The sequence below is a fragment of the Herbidospora daliensis genome (assembly GCF_001570585.1).
GTDB classification, from domain to species: domain Bacteria; phylum Actinomycetota; class Actinomycetes; order Streptosporangiales; family Streptosporangiaceae; genus Herbidospora; species Herbidospora daliensis.
In genome coordinates this window covers 266,116-280,801 of the sequence record NZ_BBXF01000008.1, presented here as the reverse complement: position 1 = coordinate 280,801, position 14,686 = coordinate 266,116, and the positions used below count along the sequence as shown (strand labels likewise).

At 69.3% G+C, this 14,686-nt stretch carries 10 protein-coding genes and 1 rRNA gene; 6 read left to right on the top strand and 5 right to left on the bottom strand.

Annotated elements, in window-relative coordinates; translation table 11 throughout:
• Positions 1–259 (bottom strand): 16S ribosomal RNA (locus AW274_RS33930); the annotation flags it as partial.
• Between the two features lie 438 nt (positions 260–697).
• Here AW274_RS33930 and AW274_RS33925 point away from each other — a divergent pair.
• Together AW274_RS33925 and mgrA are read left to right on the top strand one after the other, a co-directional pair.
• Positions 698–2,767, top strand: coding sequence for a S9 family peptidase (locus tag AW274_RS33925; RefSeq protein WP_269750644.1), 2,070 nt, complete (start codon positions 698–700; stop codon positions 2,765–2,767).
• On the top strand, positions 2,764–3,789 hold the full coding sequence (gene mgrA, locus AW274_RS33920; RefSeq protein ID WP_062441465.1) for an L-glyceraldehyde 3-phosphate reductase: 1,026 nt from the start codon (positions 2,764–2,766) through the stop codon (positions 3,787–3,789). The genes AW274_RS33925 and mgrA overlap by 4 nt, the downstream gene beginning before the upstream one ends.
• Here mgrA and AW274_RS33915 read toward each other — a convergent pair.
• Complete coding sequence (locus AW274_RS33915; protein WP_232320604.1) at positions 3,786–6,191, bottom strand: lysylphosphatidylglycerol synthase transmembrane domain-containing protein; 2,406 nt, start codon at positions 6,189–6,191, stop codon at positions 3,786–3,788. The two genes, mgrA and AW274_RS33915, sit on opposite strands and share 4 nt — an antisense overlap.
• Before the next feature lie 273 nt (positions 6,192–6,464).
• On the opposite strand from AW274_RS33915, the gene AW274_RS33910 reads away from it, so the two are divergent.
• The 4 genes from AW274_RS33910 (at position 6,465) to AW274_RS33895 (ending at position 12,180) form a co-directional block, all read left to right on the top strand.
• The gene (locus AW274_RS33910) at positions 6,465–7,679 is read left to right on the top strand and encodes a M28 family peptidase (protein ID WP_198169539.1); all 1,215 of its coding nucleotides are present in this window, start codon (positions 6,465–6,467) and stop codon (positions 7,677–7,679) included.
• Positions 7,680–7,683: 4 nt separating this feature from the next.
• Complete coding sequence (locus AW274_RS33905) at positions 7,684–9,699, top strand: molybdopterin-containing oxidoreductase family protein (RefSeq protein WP_062441457.1); 2,016 nt, start codon at positions 7,684–7,686, stop codon at positions 9,697–9,699.
• 71 nt (positions 9,700–9,770) lie between these two features.
• Complete coding sequence (locus AW274_RS33900) at positions 9,771–10,217, top strand: hypothetical protein (protein WP_062441453.1); 447 nt, start codon at positions 9,771–9,773, stop codon at positions 10,215–10,217.
• Between the two features lie 145 nt (positions 10,218–10,362).
• Complete coding sequence (locus AW274_RS33895) at positions 10,363–12,180, top strand: acyl-CoA dehydrogenase (protein WP_062441449.1); 1,818 nt, start codon at positions 10,363–10,365, stop codon at positions 12,178–12,180.
• Here AW274_RS33895 and AW274_RS33890 read toward each other — a convergent pair.
• The 3 genes from AW274_RS33890 to AW274_RS33880 form a co-directional block, all read right to left on the bottom strand.
• Complete coding sequence (locus AW274_RS33890; protein ID WP_062441444.1) at positions 12,177–12,473, bottom strand: Dabb family protein; 297 nt, start codon at positions 12,471–12,473, stop codon at positions 12,177–12,179. The genes AW274_RS33895 and AW274_RS33890 overlap by 4 nt on opposite strands.
• A gap of 10 nt (positions 12,474–12,483) precedes the next feature.
• Complete coding sequence (locus AW274_RS33885) at positions 12,484–13,206, bottom strand: hypothetical protein (protein WP_062441440.1); 723 nt, start codon at positions 13,204–13,206, stop codon at positions 12,484–12,486.
• A gap of 170 nt (positions 13,207–13,376) precedes the next feature.
• On the bottom strand, positions 13,377–14,681 hold the full coding sequence (locus AW274_RS33880) for a dihydrolipoamide acetyltransferase family protein (protein ID WP_062441437.1): 1,305 nt from the start codon (positions 14,679–14,681) through the stop codon (positions 13,377–13,379).
• Between the last annotated feature and the right edge of the window lie 5 nt (positions 14,682–14,686).

Sequence of the window (14,686 nt, the reverse complement as noted above, 5' to 3'; positions counted from 1 at the left end):
CCACTACCCCACCAACAAGCTGATAGGCCGCGAGTCCATCCCTGACCGAAAAAACTTTCCACGTCCATCCGATGCCGGAAGACGTCACATCCGGTATTAGACCCAGTTTCCCAGGCTTATCCCAGAGTCAGGGGCAGGTTACTCACGTGTTACTCACCCGTTCGCCGCTCGAGTACCCCGAAGGGCCTTTCCGCTCGACTTGCATGTGTTAAGCACGCCGCCAGCGTTCGTCCTGAGCCAGGATCAAACTCTCCAAAAGATGTCTTCAGAGAATTTTCCCGGCTGACATAATGTCAACCAAAGGAATCCGTCATCAAATGACGGGGTTGTGCATCATGCACTGGCTTTTAGCACACTGTTGAGTTCTCAAGAAACGGACTTGCTTTTGTTTTCGTTCTTTTTTCTTGCTGTTGTGCCTTTATCTTTTCAGCGGTTCCGGTTAATGTCAAATTCGACGTTTTCCCGGTTCCTGCCGAAGAGCAACCCCTCTAACTTACCCGCATCCCCGGCGATGTCAAATCGCCCGGTTCCCCGGGTGGATGTTGGAGGGGGTCTGCCGGGGGCGTCCCCGACTCCTCAAGATTAGCAGCCCCTCAGGGGCCGTCGAACCGTTTTCAACGACGACACCCCCTGCTTCATTCCCGAAGATCGAATAGGCGCGGGGAGATCAAAGAGCCACGGAGATCCCCGTACCCGGGTGCCTAGACTCGACCGGGTGAGTAGTGAGCAGCCACCGCCGGCGAAAAAAGACCCTGTTGAGCGTACGCATCACGGCGACACCGTGATCGACGAGTACGCCTGGCTCGCGAAGAAGGACGACCCCGACGTCGTCGCTTACCTGGAGGCGGAGAACGTCTTCACCCAGCAGGTCACCGGACGCCTCAAGCCCCTGGCCGACGACGTCTTCCAGGAGATCAAGGGCCGGACGCTGGAGACCGACCTCTCCGTCCCGGCGCGGCTCGGGGCGTGGTGGTACTACTCCCGTACCGAGGAAGGGAAGCAGTACGGCATCCAGTGCCGCGTACCGGCGGAAGGAGAGGATCCCCCGACCGTCGAAGCCGGGGAGAGGCTCGCGAACGAGCAGGTCATCCTCGACGGGAACGAGCTGGCCGGCGACAGTCCCCACTTCTCCCTCGGGGTGAGCAGGGTCAGCCCCGACGGCACGATGCTGGCGTACTCGACCGACTTCGCGGGCGACGAGCGGTTCACCCTGCGTTTCAAGGACCTCGGCACGGGCGAGCTGCTGGCCGACGAGATCACCGGCATCTTCTACGGCGGCGCCTGGTCGAAGGACGGCAGCACCTTCTTCTACACCACGGTCGACGACGCCTGGCGGCCCGACAAGGTGCACCGGCACACGCTCGGGCAGGCCGACGACGTCGAGGTCTACCACGAGCCCGACGAGCGGTTCTGGGTCGGCGTCGGCCTTTCGCGCAGCGAGCGCTACCTGCTGCTCAACGCGCACAGCAAGATCACCAGCGAGGTCTGGTTCCTCGACGCGCTCAACCCGGCCGGGGAGTTCCAGGTGGTCAGGGCGCGGGAGACCGGGCTCGAATACCACCTCGACCACCAGGGCGAGCGGTTCCTGATCCTGCACAACGAGAACGCCGAGAACTTCGAGCTGGCCAGCGCCCCGGTCGCCGACCCGTCGGCGTGGACCCCGCTGGTCCCCCACCTCGACACCACGCGCCTGCTCGACGTCGACGCCTTCGAGTCGCACCTGGTCGTGCACTTCCGGCGCGACGGCCTGACCGGCATCCGGATCCTGCCGGAGGGCCAGGACGCCTACGAGATCGAGTGGCCCGAGCCCCTTTACGACGTGGCGCCCAGCGGGAACGCCGAATACGTCACCAACCGGCTCAGGCTCGGCTACACCTCGATGGTCACGCCTCCTTCCGTGTACGACTACGACCTCCGGTCGAAGGAGCTCATCCTCCTCAAGCAGCGGCCGGTCCTCGGCGGCTACGACCCCGACGACTACGAGCAGTTCCGCGAGTGGGCCACCGCCGAAGACGGCACGAGGATCCCCATCTCGATCGTGGTCAAGAAGGGCACCGCGAAGAAGGCCCCGACGCTCCTCTACGGCTACGGCAGCTACGAGACGTCCATCGACCCCTACTTCTCGGTGGCCCGGCTCTCGCTGCTCGACCGCGGCCTGGTCTTCGCGGTCGCCCACGTCAGGGGCGGCGGTGAGATGGGCCGGCGGTGGTACGAGGAGGGCAAGTTCTTCCAGAAGAAGAACACCTTCACCGACTTCGTCGCCGTGGCGCGGCACCTGCGCGGCACCTGGTCGAGCGCGATCGTGGCGCGGGGCGGTAGCGCGGGCGGCCTGCTGATGGGCGCGGTGGCCAACATCGCGCCCGACGAGTTCGCCGGGGTCGTCGCCGAGGTGCCGTTCGTCGACGCGCTCAACACGATCCTCGACCCGTCGCTGCCGCTGACGGTGATCGAGTGGGACGAATGGGGCGACCCGTTGCACAACCCGGAGGTGTACGAGTACATGAAGTCGTACTCGCCCTACGAGAATGTGCGTGACGTGACGTATCCGCCGATACTCGCGATCACCTCGTTCAACGACACCCGGGTCTTCTACCACGAGCCGGCCAAGTGGATCGCGCGGCTGCGCGCCACCGCCAAGGGCGGGCCGTTCCTGCTGAAGACCGAGATGGGGGCCGGGCACGGGGGTCGCAGCGGGCGCTACGACGCGTGGCACGAGGAGGCGTTCACGCTCTCCTGGATTCTCGACCGACTGGGAGTGACCGAATGACGTACGTCGCCGCCGCCGACCGTTATGGGCCGATGCCGTACAACCGGACCGGGCGGAGCGGGCTGAAGTTGCCGGCGGTCTCACTGGGGCTGTGGCACAACTTCGGCGACGACAAGCCGATCGAGTCGCAGCGGGCGATCCTGCGCCGCGCGTTCGATCGCGGGGTGACCCATTTCGACCTGGCGAACAACTACGGGCCGCCCTACGGCTCGGCGGAGAAGAACTTCGGGACGATCTTCGCCCAGGACTTCCGGCCGTACCGCGACGAGCTGATCCTGTCGACCAAGGCCGGTTACGACATGTGGCCGGGGCCCTATGGCGAGTGGGGGTCGCGCAAGTACGTGCTGGCCAGCCTCGACCAGTCGCTGAAGCGGATGGGCGTCGACTACGTCGACATCTTCTACAGCCACCGGTTCGACCCCGAGACCCCTCTCGAGGAGACGATGGGGGCGCTCGACACGGCGGTCAGGTCGGGGCGCGCGCTGTACGCGGGCATCTCGTCCTACTCGCCGGAGCGGACCGTGGAGGCGTACGAGATCCTGAAGAGTCTCGGCACGCCGCTGCTGATCCACCAGCCGTCCTACTCGATGCTCAACCGGTGGATCGAGGGCGGGCTGCTCGACACCCTGGGCGACCTGGGCGTCGGGTGCATCGCGTTCTCGCCGCTGGCGCAGGGCATGCTGACCGACCGCTACCTCAACGGCGTGCCCGAGGGGTCGCGGGCCTCGCAGGGCAAGTCGCTCAGCCCCGATCTGCTGACCGACGAGACCCTGCGGCACATCCGCACCCTCAACGAGCTGGCCAAGAGCCGGGGCCAGACGCTGGCGCAGCTGGCCCTCGCGTGGGCGCAGCGCGACGCACGGGTGACCTCGGTGCTGATCGGCGCGAGCAGCGTCAAGCAGCTCGACGACAGCCTCGACTCGGTCAAGAACCTGGCGTTCTCGGACGAGGAGCTCGACGCGATCGACAAGGACGCGGTCGAGGCCGGCATCAACCTGTGGAAGACCAGCAGCGACCACTAAAGCTGGTCGTTGCGCTGCAACCAGGTGAACGAGGCCCAGCCGGGGAGCACCGGCAGCCAGAAGGTCATCAGGCGGAACAGCAGCACGGCCGAGGTGGCCATGGTCGGGTTGAGCCCGGCCACGGTCAGCCCGGCCGTGAGCGACAGTTCGACCGCGCCGAGGCCGCCCGGCGTCGGCGCGGCCGAGCCGATGGCGTTCCCGGCGAGGAAGACGACGGCGACGGCGGTGATGCCCAGCTCACCGCCGAACGCCTTCACGCAGGCCGCCAGGCAGATCACAAAAGAGACCGTGACCATCATCGTCCCGGTCACGGCCTCAACGATCTTGGCCGGCGATTGCAACACGTCGAGCAGCCGGGGCACGACCCCGCTGAACAGCGACCGGACCCGGGTCGAGAGCATGCGCCGCAGCGGCGGCACCGCCAGGATGACCACCATCACGACGGCGATGGCGAGCAGGGTGATCAGCAGCCCGCGTGACGGGGTGAGCGACGGGGCCGCCTGGGTGCCGGTCAGGTAGCCGGCCAGCAGCAGCAGCATGATGTGGGAGACCAGGCCGATGAGCTGCGAGGCGCCCACGCTCGCCACCGCCTGACCCGGCGGGATCCCCTGTTTCTGCAGGTAGCGGGTGTTGATCGCGACTCCGCCGACGGCGGCGGGGGCGACCAGCTTGACGAACGACGAGGCGAGCTGGACCAGGATGGTGCGGCCGTAGGGCAGTTGTTCGGGCACGAACCCGCGCAACATCGAGGCGGCGGCGATGTAGCTGGCCCCGGCGGCGACCAGGGCGATGCCGCCCCAGCCCCAGTGGGCGCTGGTGACCACCGTGACCAGGTTGACCTGGCTGAGCTGCGAGAGCAGGAAGTAGGCGGCCAGGGCGCTGGCGATGATCGTGACGAGGGTGCGCGGCCGGAACCGTTCGAGCCGGACCTCCTCGACGGTGGCCTGCGGCTTCAGCGCGACGATCTGCTCGCGGAGCGCGGGCAGCAGCGCCTTGTCCTTGCGGGCCGCCGAGCGGGTCTCGCGGGCCAGCGCGATGCGCTGGAGCAGCGGCAGCGCCGAGGCGACGGTGTCGGCGCCGAGCACGGTCGCGCCGCTCTTGACCGCCCGTTCCGGGCCGACGCGCAGGCCGAGGTAGGCCAGCAGCTGCGCGACGTCGAGGCGCAGCAGCAGGTCGCCGGCGGCGATCTCGCCCGACCGGGCGTCGACGAGCACGATCCGGCCGTCGGGCGACAGGTGGATCGACTCGCCGGTCAGGTGGCGGTGGGCCAGCCGCCGGGCGTGCAGCAGGCGGACCTGCTCCCACATCTCGGCCAGCAGTTCGTCGCCGAGTTCCTCGTCGGGCAGGTATTCGATGGGGCGGCTCTCGACGTGTTCGTACGCCAGCAGCGCCGCCTCGGTGCCGACCTCGCTGGTGCCGAGCAGGCGGGGGGTGCTGGCGCCGGCGGCCTCGGCGGCGTAGGCCATCAGGGCCTCGCGTTCGAGTTCGGCGCGCAGCGACCGGATGGCGCGGCGGCGGGTCTCGCTGTTGAGCCGCAGCCGCCGCCAGAGGCGGTAGACGACCCCGGCGACCTGGCGGTCGCGGTCGAGGACGGTCACCGCCAGGCGGGTGGTGTCGGCCAGGCCGACGATGTAGCGGCGGCTGCCGGAGCTGTCGTCGTCGATGCGGCGGGCGCTGACGATCGAGAAGCCGAGCCGCCGCAGGGCGGCCACGACGGCGCTGCCGGGCGGGCGGGTGTTGGCGCTGCCGACCCCGTAGAGGGTGGCGAAGCCGACGACCAGGCCGACCAGGTAGGTGACGATCGCGCCCAGCACCGTGATCTTGGCGGAGGTGAAGAGGGCGAACAGGTCGAGGATCAGCGCGAACCACAACAGCGCCCGCCAGCGCGGCCTGCGCGACATGCGCACCGCCGTCGCGTAGGCGATGGCCGGGGTGAGCACCGTGTTGAGGGGCTCGACGTCGCGGTTGCCGGTGAGCAGCTGGCGCAGCTCCAGCGGGCCGGCGCTGACGATCCACTCGCCGAGGCCGTAGGACAGCAGCAGCGCCAGGATCGCGGCGATCAGCCCCTGGGCGACGCGCATGCCGTCGCGGTGGAACACCCGCTCGACGGCGAACGCCACGGGCACGGCCAGCACGGCGACCCCGCCGAGCAGGCCGGCGACCGAGGAGAGCCATTCGGGCGCCCGGCCGGTGCCCGCCTGGACGTCGGTCTCCAGGCCGTTGAGGGTGCTGCGGGCGACCAGGGCCAGCAGCACGACCGCCGTCACCGCCAGCAGCGTCATCAACATCCGGAGCAGGTCGGACGGACGCCGGATGCGCTGCGGCAGCAGGGGCTCCACGACGAGGACGACCCCGGAGTCCGGGGACGTCAGCGAGTCGTCCTTTTCCTTGATGCCCCTCACCACCGTGATTGTCTGCGATCTTTGTTGCCAGTGTCCACAATCGAAAGTCACGGCACAGCGACCTGACCCCCGAGTCCCCCTCCTGGTCGAGTCTATGGATCGCGGCCCGTTTCGCGCCGACGCGCCGTAACCCTCGAACCTGGCCTGAAACGTCGTGCGGCTGCCAGTCTGGTGCCGCCTTCCCCCGGCCCGTTCATCAAGGGGGAAACTGTGCGCATTGTGGTATCTGCGGCTCTGGTGCTGACAACGACGGGTATGTCGGCCGATCCGGGGTTGGACGAAGCCGTCACCGAACCCAACGTCTTCGCCCACGTTCAGGTCCTGGCCGAAATAGGCAAGCTGCACGGCAACCGGGCGGTCGGCACCGCCGGTTACGAGGCGTCGGCGCAGTACGTCGAGCGCGCGCTGACCGCCGCGGGCTACAAGGTGACCTCCCAGACGTTCACGCTGCCGCACTACCGCGAGGTGAGCCCGGCCGTGCTGACCACGGCCGCCGGTCCCGTCCAGGCGGCGACCTTCGCGTTCTCCCCTTCCGGCCGGGCCACCGGGGAGGTCCAGGAGGCGGGCCTGGGCTGCTCGTCCACCGACTGGACCGGGTTCCGGCGGGGGGCGATCGCGCTGGCCGACCGGGGCGGCTGTTCGTTCCGGGTGAAGGCGCAGCAGGCGGTCCGGGCCGGGGCGGGGGCCCTGATCGTGGTCAACGACAAGCCCGGTGAGCTGCGCGGATCGCTGGGCGAGCCGGGCGTGCCGCTGCCGGTCGTGGGCGTGGCGCCCGACGTGGAGATCGAGGGCCCGGTGACGGTGCAGACCACCACCACGTCGACCACCAAGGTCAGCCGGAACGTCATCGCGCAGACCGACCAGGGGGACCCCGACGACGTGCTGATCCTGGGGGCCCATCTCGACTCGGTCGAGGCCGGGCCCGGGATCAACGACAACGGGTCGGGGGTCGGGGTGGTGCTGGAGATCGCCGAGCAGATGGCCCGGATGCGGCCCGAGCGGGCGGTCAGGTTCGCGTTCTGGGGGGCCGAGGAGGTCGGGCTGGTCGGCTCCTCCCACTACGTGAGGAACCTGTCGGCGGCGGAGAAGGCCAAGATCGCCGGGTACGTCAACCTCGACATGGTCGCCACCCCGAACCACGGAAACGGCGTCTACGACAGCGACAACGCGATCGAGGAGGCCGGCCACGAGTTCTACCGGATGCGCGGGCTGCCCTCGGAGCAGGTCGCCTTCGACGGCCGGTCGGACTACGGGCCCTTCGTCAAGGCCGGGATCCCGGCGGGCGGCATCTTCACCGGGGGCGACGACATCAAGACCGCCGACCAGGCCGCGATGTACGGCGGCGCGGCGAACCGCTCGTTCGACCCGTGCTACCACAAGGCGTGCGACACGATCGAGAACGTGAACCGGCAGGTCCTGGACGTGAGCGCCGACGCGGTCGCCTACATCGTGGAGCAGCTCGCCTTCACCACACGCCCCGTACGATGACGGGATGGAATTGCGGGTTCTGGGGGCATGTCCCCTTGATTGTCCGGATACGTGTTCGTGGGTGGTGACCGTCCAGGACGGAAAAGCCACCTCGTTGCGGGGCAACAAGGAGCAGCCCTACACGCGGGGCGCGCTCTGCGTGAAGGTGAACCGCTACCTGGAGCACGCGGCCTCGCCCGACCGGATCCTGCATCCGATGAAGCGGGTGGGGCCGAAGGGCTCCGGGCAGTTCGAGCGCATCGGCTGGGACGAGGCGCTCGACATCCTGGCCACCAAGTTGCGGGAGATCGTCGACGTCCACGGCGGCGAGGCGATCTGGCCCTACCAGGGCACCGGCACCCTCGGGTTCGTCCAGGGTGAGTCGGGCATGGCCGGGCGGCGGTTCTGGAACGCCCTCGGGGCCTCCTTCCACAACATGAACATCTGCTCGCGGGCCGGGAACGAGGGCCTGCGGCTGACCATGGGCACCCCGGCGGGCATGGACCCGGAGACGTTCGCGCTCTCCAAGCTGATCCTGCTCTGGGGCACCAACACCCTCACGTCGGGCCACCACCTGTGGAAGTTCATCCAGGACGCCCGCGCGAACGGTGCGCACATCGTCGCGATCGACCCGATCCGGACCCGGACCGCCGAGCAGGCCGACGAACACCTGCCGATCGCGCCGGGCACCGACGGGGCGCTGGCGCTGGGTCTGCTGTACGTCGTCCTCGAAGAAGGCGCCGAAGACCGCGACTACCTGGAGAACCACACCCTCGGCTGGGCCGAGTTCCGCGAGGAGATCCTCCAGTACCCGCCCTCGCGGGTCGCCGAGATCACCGGCCTGCCCGAAGAGGACATCCGCGCCCTCGGCCGCCGCCTCGCGCACACCCGCCCGACGGGCATCCGCGCCACGATGGGCCTGCAGCGCCACGAGGGCGGCGGTTCGGCGCTGCGGCTGATCGCCTGCATCCCCGGCGTGACCGGCGACTGGCGGCACCCGGGCGGCGGGCTGGCCTTCTCCACCTCGGCCCACGTGCCGCTGCGGGTCGACCACCGCCCCGAGCTCCTCCCCCACCCTGTGCGCAGCCTCACGATGACCCGCCTCGCCGACGGCCTCGACGACTCGGTCAAGTGCCTGTGGGTGTACGGCGCCAACCCGATGGGCTCGACCTCCGACCAGAACCGGATCCGCGAGAAGCTCCTGCGCGACGACCTGTTCACCGTGGTCATGGAGCAGTTCCCCACCGACACCGTCGACTACGCCGACATCGTGCTCCCGGCGACGATGCAGATCGAGCACCTCGACCTGCACGAGGGCTACGGCCACATGTACCTGATGTGGAACGAGCCCGCCGTACCCCCGGCGGGCGAGGCCCTGTCGACCACCGAGACCTTCCGCCGCCTGGCCCACCGCATGGGCCTGACCGAACCGGCCCTGTACGCCACCGACCTGGAGATCGCGGCCGAACTGCTGGAGGGCACCCCCACGATCCAGCTGGACGAACTGCGCAAGCGCGGCTGGGCCCGGCTCGACGTGGCCGAGCCCTTCGTCGCGTTCACCGGCGGCTTCCCCACCCCGAGCGGCCGGCTGGAGTTCGTCTCCGACCTGGCCGAGAAGGCGGGCCTGCCCCGGGTCGCCACCTACGTGCCGTCCCTGAGCGCCCGAACCCGGAACAAGGACGGGCTGCTGACCCTGATCACCCCGGCCTCCCACACGTTCCTGAACACGATCTTCGCCAACAACCCGGAGCTGCTCAGACGCTCGAAGGGCCCCACCGTGGTGGTCAATCCCCTGGACGCCGAACCCCGGGGCCTGGTCTCGGGGTCGCGCGCCCGGATCTCCAACCGCTTCGGCGCGTTCGAGGCGTACGTGGAGGTCTCCGACAAGGTCCGCCCCGGGGTGGCCGCCTCGCCGAAGGGCCACTGGCCCAAGCTCAGCGGGGGCGCGAACGCCAACGCCGTGGTCGAGGAGCGCGACGCCGACCTCGGAAACGGGCCCGTCTACCACGACAACCTGGTGGAGATCAGCCCCGTGGCGTGAACCGATGGCTCAGGGAGCGGTCAGGGGCTTCCCCGATGCGGGCAAAGCGCCCGATTCGGCACTCTGGATACATGAACGAACTGACTCGACGCGACGAGATGTCGCTCGCCGGCGCGGCCCTGCGTGGCGCGCCCTGGAAGGCCGCGGCCGTCACCGGCGGAGCGGTCGCGACGGCCAGCCTCCTCCTCGGACTCATCACCGGAACGGCCGACCTGGCCTGGGCGCTGGGTGCGGGGGTCACCCTCTTCACCCTGATCGCCGCCATCGGCGCGATCTCCAAGCCCGACACGGGCGACCGGGTCACCCGGCAGGCCCGGAACTGGTCGCTGCGCCACCCGTGGCGCTTCTCGCTCTACCCGGCGGCCGGCGCCGCGATCCTGATGTACCCGATCGAGCTCGTGCTCGACGGCGACGGCGTCTTCGGCGCGGCGTGGGACGCGGTCTGGGGCGGCGCGTGGATCTACCTGCTGACCGCCATCGTCGCCATGGCCATGCGGGGGCGGGCCACCAAGAACTAGCAGGTGGCGGATCGTGCGCCGGGTCGTCTCCGACGGCCCGGCGCACTGTCGTCTCACAGTGCGGAATATCCGCTTTGGGGGGTTACTGGCGGGTAGCATTCCGGTAGAGTTACTCATCAGTAGCACTCGTATCGGAGGAGCGGTGATGGGCCACTACAAGAGCAACATCCGCGATCTGGAGTTCAACCTCTTCGAGGTCTTCAACCGGGGTGAACTCTTCGGCACCGGGCCGTTCGCGGAGATCGACGAGGAGACCGCCCACGCGATCCTCGACGAGGTCGTCCGGCTGGCCGAGGGGCCGATCGCCGCCTCGTTCACCGACGCCGACCGCAACCCGCCGGTCTTCGACCCGGCCACAGGCACGGTGACGATGCCGAAGAGCTTCGTGGAGTCGTACAACGCCTGGGTCGACGCCGAGTGGTGGCGGCTGGAGCTCCAGCCCGAGCTCGGCGGCACCCCCGGTCCGCGCTCCCTGAGCTGGGCCGTCGCCGAGATGGTGCTGGGCGCCAACCCGGCCGTGTGGATGTTCGCCTGCGGGCCGCAGTTCGCCCACGTGCTGCACAACCTCGGCACCGAGGAGCAGAAGCGGTTCGCCGAGCTGGCCGTCGAGCGCCGCTGGGGCTCGACCATGGTGCTCACCGAGCCCGACGCGGGCTCCGACGTCGGCGCCGGCCGCACCAAGGCGACCCGGCAGGACGACGGCACCTGGCACATCGAGGGCGTCAAGCGTTTCATCACCAGCGCCGAGCACGACATGGCGGAGAACATCTTCCACCTCGTGCTGGCCCGCCCCGAGGGCCACGGCCCCGGCACCAAGGGCCTGTCGCTGTTCCTGGTGCCCAAGTTCCTGGTCGACCTCGACACCGGCGAGCTCAAGGAGCGCAACGGCGTCTACGTCACCAACGTCGAGAAGAAGATGGGCCTGAAGGTCTCCACGACCTGCGAACTCACCTTCGGCGACCGGCACCCGGCGATCGGCTACCTGGTCGGCGAGGTCCACGAGGGCATCCGGCAGATGTTCACGGTGATCGAGAACGCCCGCATGATGGTCGGCACCAAGGCCATCGCCACGCTCTCGACCGGCTACCTCAACGCCCTCGACTACGCCAAGAACCGCCACCAGGGCGCCGACCTGACCAAGATGACCGACAAGACGGCCCCCCGCGTCCCGATCACCGCCCACCCCGACGTCCGCCGCGAGCTGATGCTCCAGAAGGCGTACGCCGAGGGCATGCGGGCGCTGGTGCTCTACACGGCCACCTTCCAGGACTCCATCCAGGTCGCCACCTCGGAGGGCCGCCGCGACGAGATGGCCGAGGCGATCAACGACCTGCTGCTCCCGGTGGTCAAGGGCGTCGGCTCCGAGCGCTCCTACGAGCTGCTGGCCCGGTCGCTGCAGACCCTGGGCGGGTCGGGCTTCCTGCAGGACTACCCGATCGAGCAGTACATCCGCGACGCCAAGATCGACTCCCTCTACGAGGGCACCACGGCGATCCAGGGTCTCGACCTGTTCTTCCGCAAGATCCTGCGCAACCAGGGCGCCGCGCTGGGCGAGCTCCTCGGCCAGATCAAGGCGTTCGCCGACTCCGACGCCGGCAACGGCCGCCTCAAGGTCGAGCGCGGCCTGCTCGGCGACGCCGTCGCCGAGGTCAGGGCGATGGCCGACACCATGGCCGGCTGGGCGATCTCGTCGCTGGAGTCGCCGAAGGAGGTCTACAAGGTCGGCCTCAACACCACCCGGTTCCTGATGGCCCTCGGCGACCTGCTCATCGGGTGGCTGCTGCTCCGGCAGGCCGAGATCGCCCTCAAGGCCCTGGAGGGCACGGACGACGACTTCTACGCCGGCAAGGTCGCCGCGGCGACCTTCTTCGCCGGCAACGTGCTGCCCCGCATCGAGTCGGAGCGGCGCATGCTCACGGCGACCACGCAGGAGTTGATGGACCTGCCGGAGAGCGCGTTCTAACCCAGCGGGAACTGCACGGCCGCCCGGCCCGCCGCGATCGGCTTGATGAAGTCGTCGACCACCTGCAGGTGGACCGGGTGGTCGCGGTAGACGAGATAGTCGTCCACCGAATCGAAGTCGGCGACGACGCCCAGGTCGAAGTTGCCCTCGTTGACCTTGGCGTCGGTGCCGATCACGTACTTCTTGATCTCGGGGATGTTGACCGGGAGCGTCTCCAGCCCGGTGACGACGGCGGCCTTCTGATCTTCGGTGGCGTCGTCGATCCAGCGCAGCAGCACAATGTGACGGAACATGGCCGTCAGCCTAGGACGTCGTCCAGTGCCACTCGATGGAGGCCCTCTCGCGGCGGGCCGCCAGCCATTCGGTGTACGCCAGCCGTCCGGCCAAAGCCAGGGTGTCGGCGTCGTGCGCGGCCTGACGGCGCTCCAGCACCAGGCCGGTCAGATAGCCGTTCTCGAAGGCCACCGGGCCGATCAGGGTGTCGCGCGGGGCGTGCCGCAGCGGGGCGGGCAGCGCGCGGGCCCGGCGGGTGCCGACCACGACGGCGGCCTCCGGGCAGCCCAGTAAGCCGCCCAGGCCGCGCAGGATCTCTCCGTTGACCGGCTGGGTGCTGGTCACCCACATGGCTCTGACCTGGTCGAAGTCGTCGAGATGATGGGCCAGGTAGGCGGGCGCGAGCTCCTCCTCCTTGCGGCGGCGGAACCGGCGGCGGCGGGCGATCAGCGTGATGAAGCCCTCGAACTGGCCCCCCGACATGCCCATCTCGGCCACCCACGCCAGGGTCTCGGCCCGGTCGCGCAGCGGCACGCCGTCGCGGAACTCGTCGGCGGCGGCCCGCAGGTCGTCCTCGGTCAGCGGTTCGACGTCGGCCAGCATCTCGGCCCTGATCAGGCAGTAGTCGACGATCTCGTCGTGGACCGCACGGTCACGATGGGAGAACTGGCGGACCATCGTGACGGCTTCGGCGACCGGCAGGTGGACCGCGTCGACCCGGACGAGGCAGTCGGCGTCCGATCCCGTGATCACTGAGTTCTGCTCCTCTCGGCGAACCGTGCCGCGCGGCGAGGCCCGTTTTCCGAGGGGGCCCGGCGCCGCCTCGCCGCGCGACGATCAGCGGGCTCCCGACGGGAACCCGCCTCCGACGGTAGGAGCCGTCACTTGGGGATCACTGGTGCCGACTTGCAGGACTCTTGCGCTTACGCCCAGGTCAGCATCCGCAGCGGGTCCTCCAGCATCGCGCCGACGTCTCTGAGCACGTAGGAGCCCAGTTCGCCGTCGATCACCCGGTGGTCGAACGACAACGCGAGCGTGGTGACCTTGCGTACCGCGATCTGCCCGTCGACCACCCACGGCAGGTCTCTGATCCGGCCGAACGCCAGGATCGCGGCCTCGCCGGGGTTGAGGATCGGGGTGCCCGCGTCGATGCCGAAGACGCCGATGTTGGTGATCGTGACGGTGCCGCCGGACATCTCGGCCGGGGTGCACTTGCCGGCCCTGGCCCGCTCGGTCAGGTCGCCGAGCGCCCTGGCGAGCGCGGGCAGGGAGAGCGCCTGGGCGTCCTTGATGTTGGGCACGATCAGGCCGCGCTCGGTGGCCGCCGCGATGCCGAGGTTGACCGACTTCTTGATGAGGATCGCCTCGTCGGTCCAGGTGGAGTTGGCCAGGGGGTACCGCTTCATCGCGGTCACCAGCGCCTTGGCCACCATGAGCAGCGGCGAGACCTTGACCCCGGCGAAGTCGGGCTCCTCCCGCATCCGGCGCACGGCGTTCATCGTCTCGGTGACGTCGATCTGGAGGAACTCGGTCACGTGGGGCGCGGTGAAGGCGCTGGCCACCATCGCGGCGGCGGTCGCCTTGCGGACCCCGCGTACCGGGATGGACTCCTGCTCCTCCACGACCAGCGGGACGACGGGTGCGACCTGCGCGGCCAGCACGTCGTCGCGGGTGATCGACCCGTTGGGCCCGCTGGGCGCGACGTCGGCGAGGTCGACGCCGAGATCCTTGGCCAGCTTCCGGACGGGCGGCTTCGCCAGCACGGCCACCCGGGGGGCGGACCCGCCGGGAGACGGACGCACGGGAGGCGGAACCGGCGGGCTCATCGGTGCGGGGGCGGTCGCGACCGGCTCACGCGAAACCGCCGCCGTCGCGTGGGACTTGCGGGCCCTGCGCTTGCTGGGGCCCTGCTTGACGCCGTAGCCGACCAGCACCGGTTCACGCTTCTGGGGTTCCTCCGGGACGAGGCTCTCGGTCAGCGCCTCTTCGGTCGCGTCGTCGACGGTGATGATCACCCGGCCGACGTCGACCGTCTCGCCCTCGGCGACCAGCAGGGCGACGACCTCGCCCTCGTAGGGCGAGGGGAGTTCGACGACCGCCTTGGCGGTCTCGATCTCGACCAGGGTCTGGTGGACCTTCACGGTGTCGCCGACGGCCACGTGCCACCGGACGATCTCGGCCTCGACCAGGCCCTCGCCCACGTCGGGCAGCTTGAAATCACGTTTCATCTGGT

What these genes read in the sequence shown, in the direction of transcription:
- AW274_RS33905 (WP_062441457.1), top strand. Translation starts at nt 7,684, where the DNA reads ATGGAATTGCGGGTTCTGGGGGCATGTCCCCTTGATTGTCCGGATACG.
- mgrA (WP_062441465.1), top strand. Translation starts at nt 2,764, where the DNA reads ATGACGTACGTCGCCGCCGCCGACCGTTATGGGCCGATGCCGTACAAC.
- AW274_RS33880 (WP_062441437.1), bottom strand. Translation starts at nt 14,681, where the DNA reads ATGAAACGTGATTTCAAGCTGCCCGACGTGGGCGAGGGCCTGGTCGAG.
- AW274_RS33900 (WP_062441453.1), top strand. Translation starts at nt 9,771, where the DNA reads ATGAACGAACTGACTCGACGCGACGAGATGTCGCTCGCCGGCGCGGCC.
- AW274_RS33890 (WP_062441444.1), bottom strand. Translation starts at nt 12,473, where the DNA reads ATGTTCCGTCACATTGTGCTGCTGCGCTGGATCGACGACGCCACCGAA.
- AW274_RS33895 (WP_062441449.1), top strand. Translation starts at nt 10,363, where the DNA reads ATGGGCCACTACAAGAGCAACATCCGCGATCTGGAGTTCAACCTCTTC.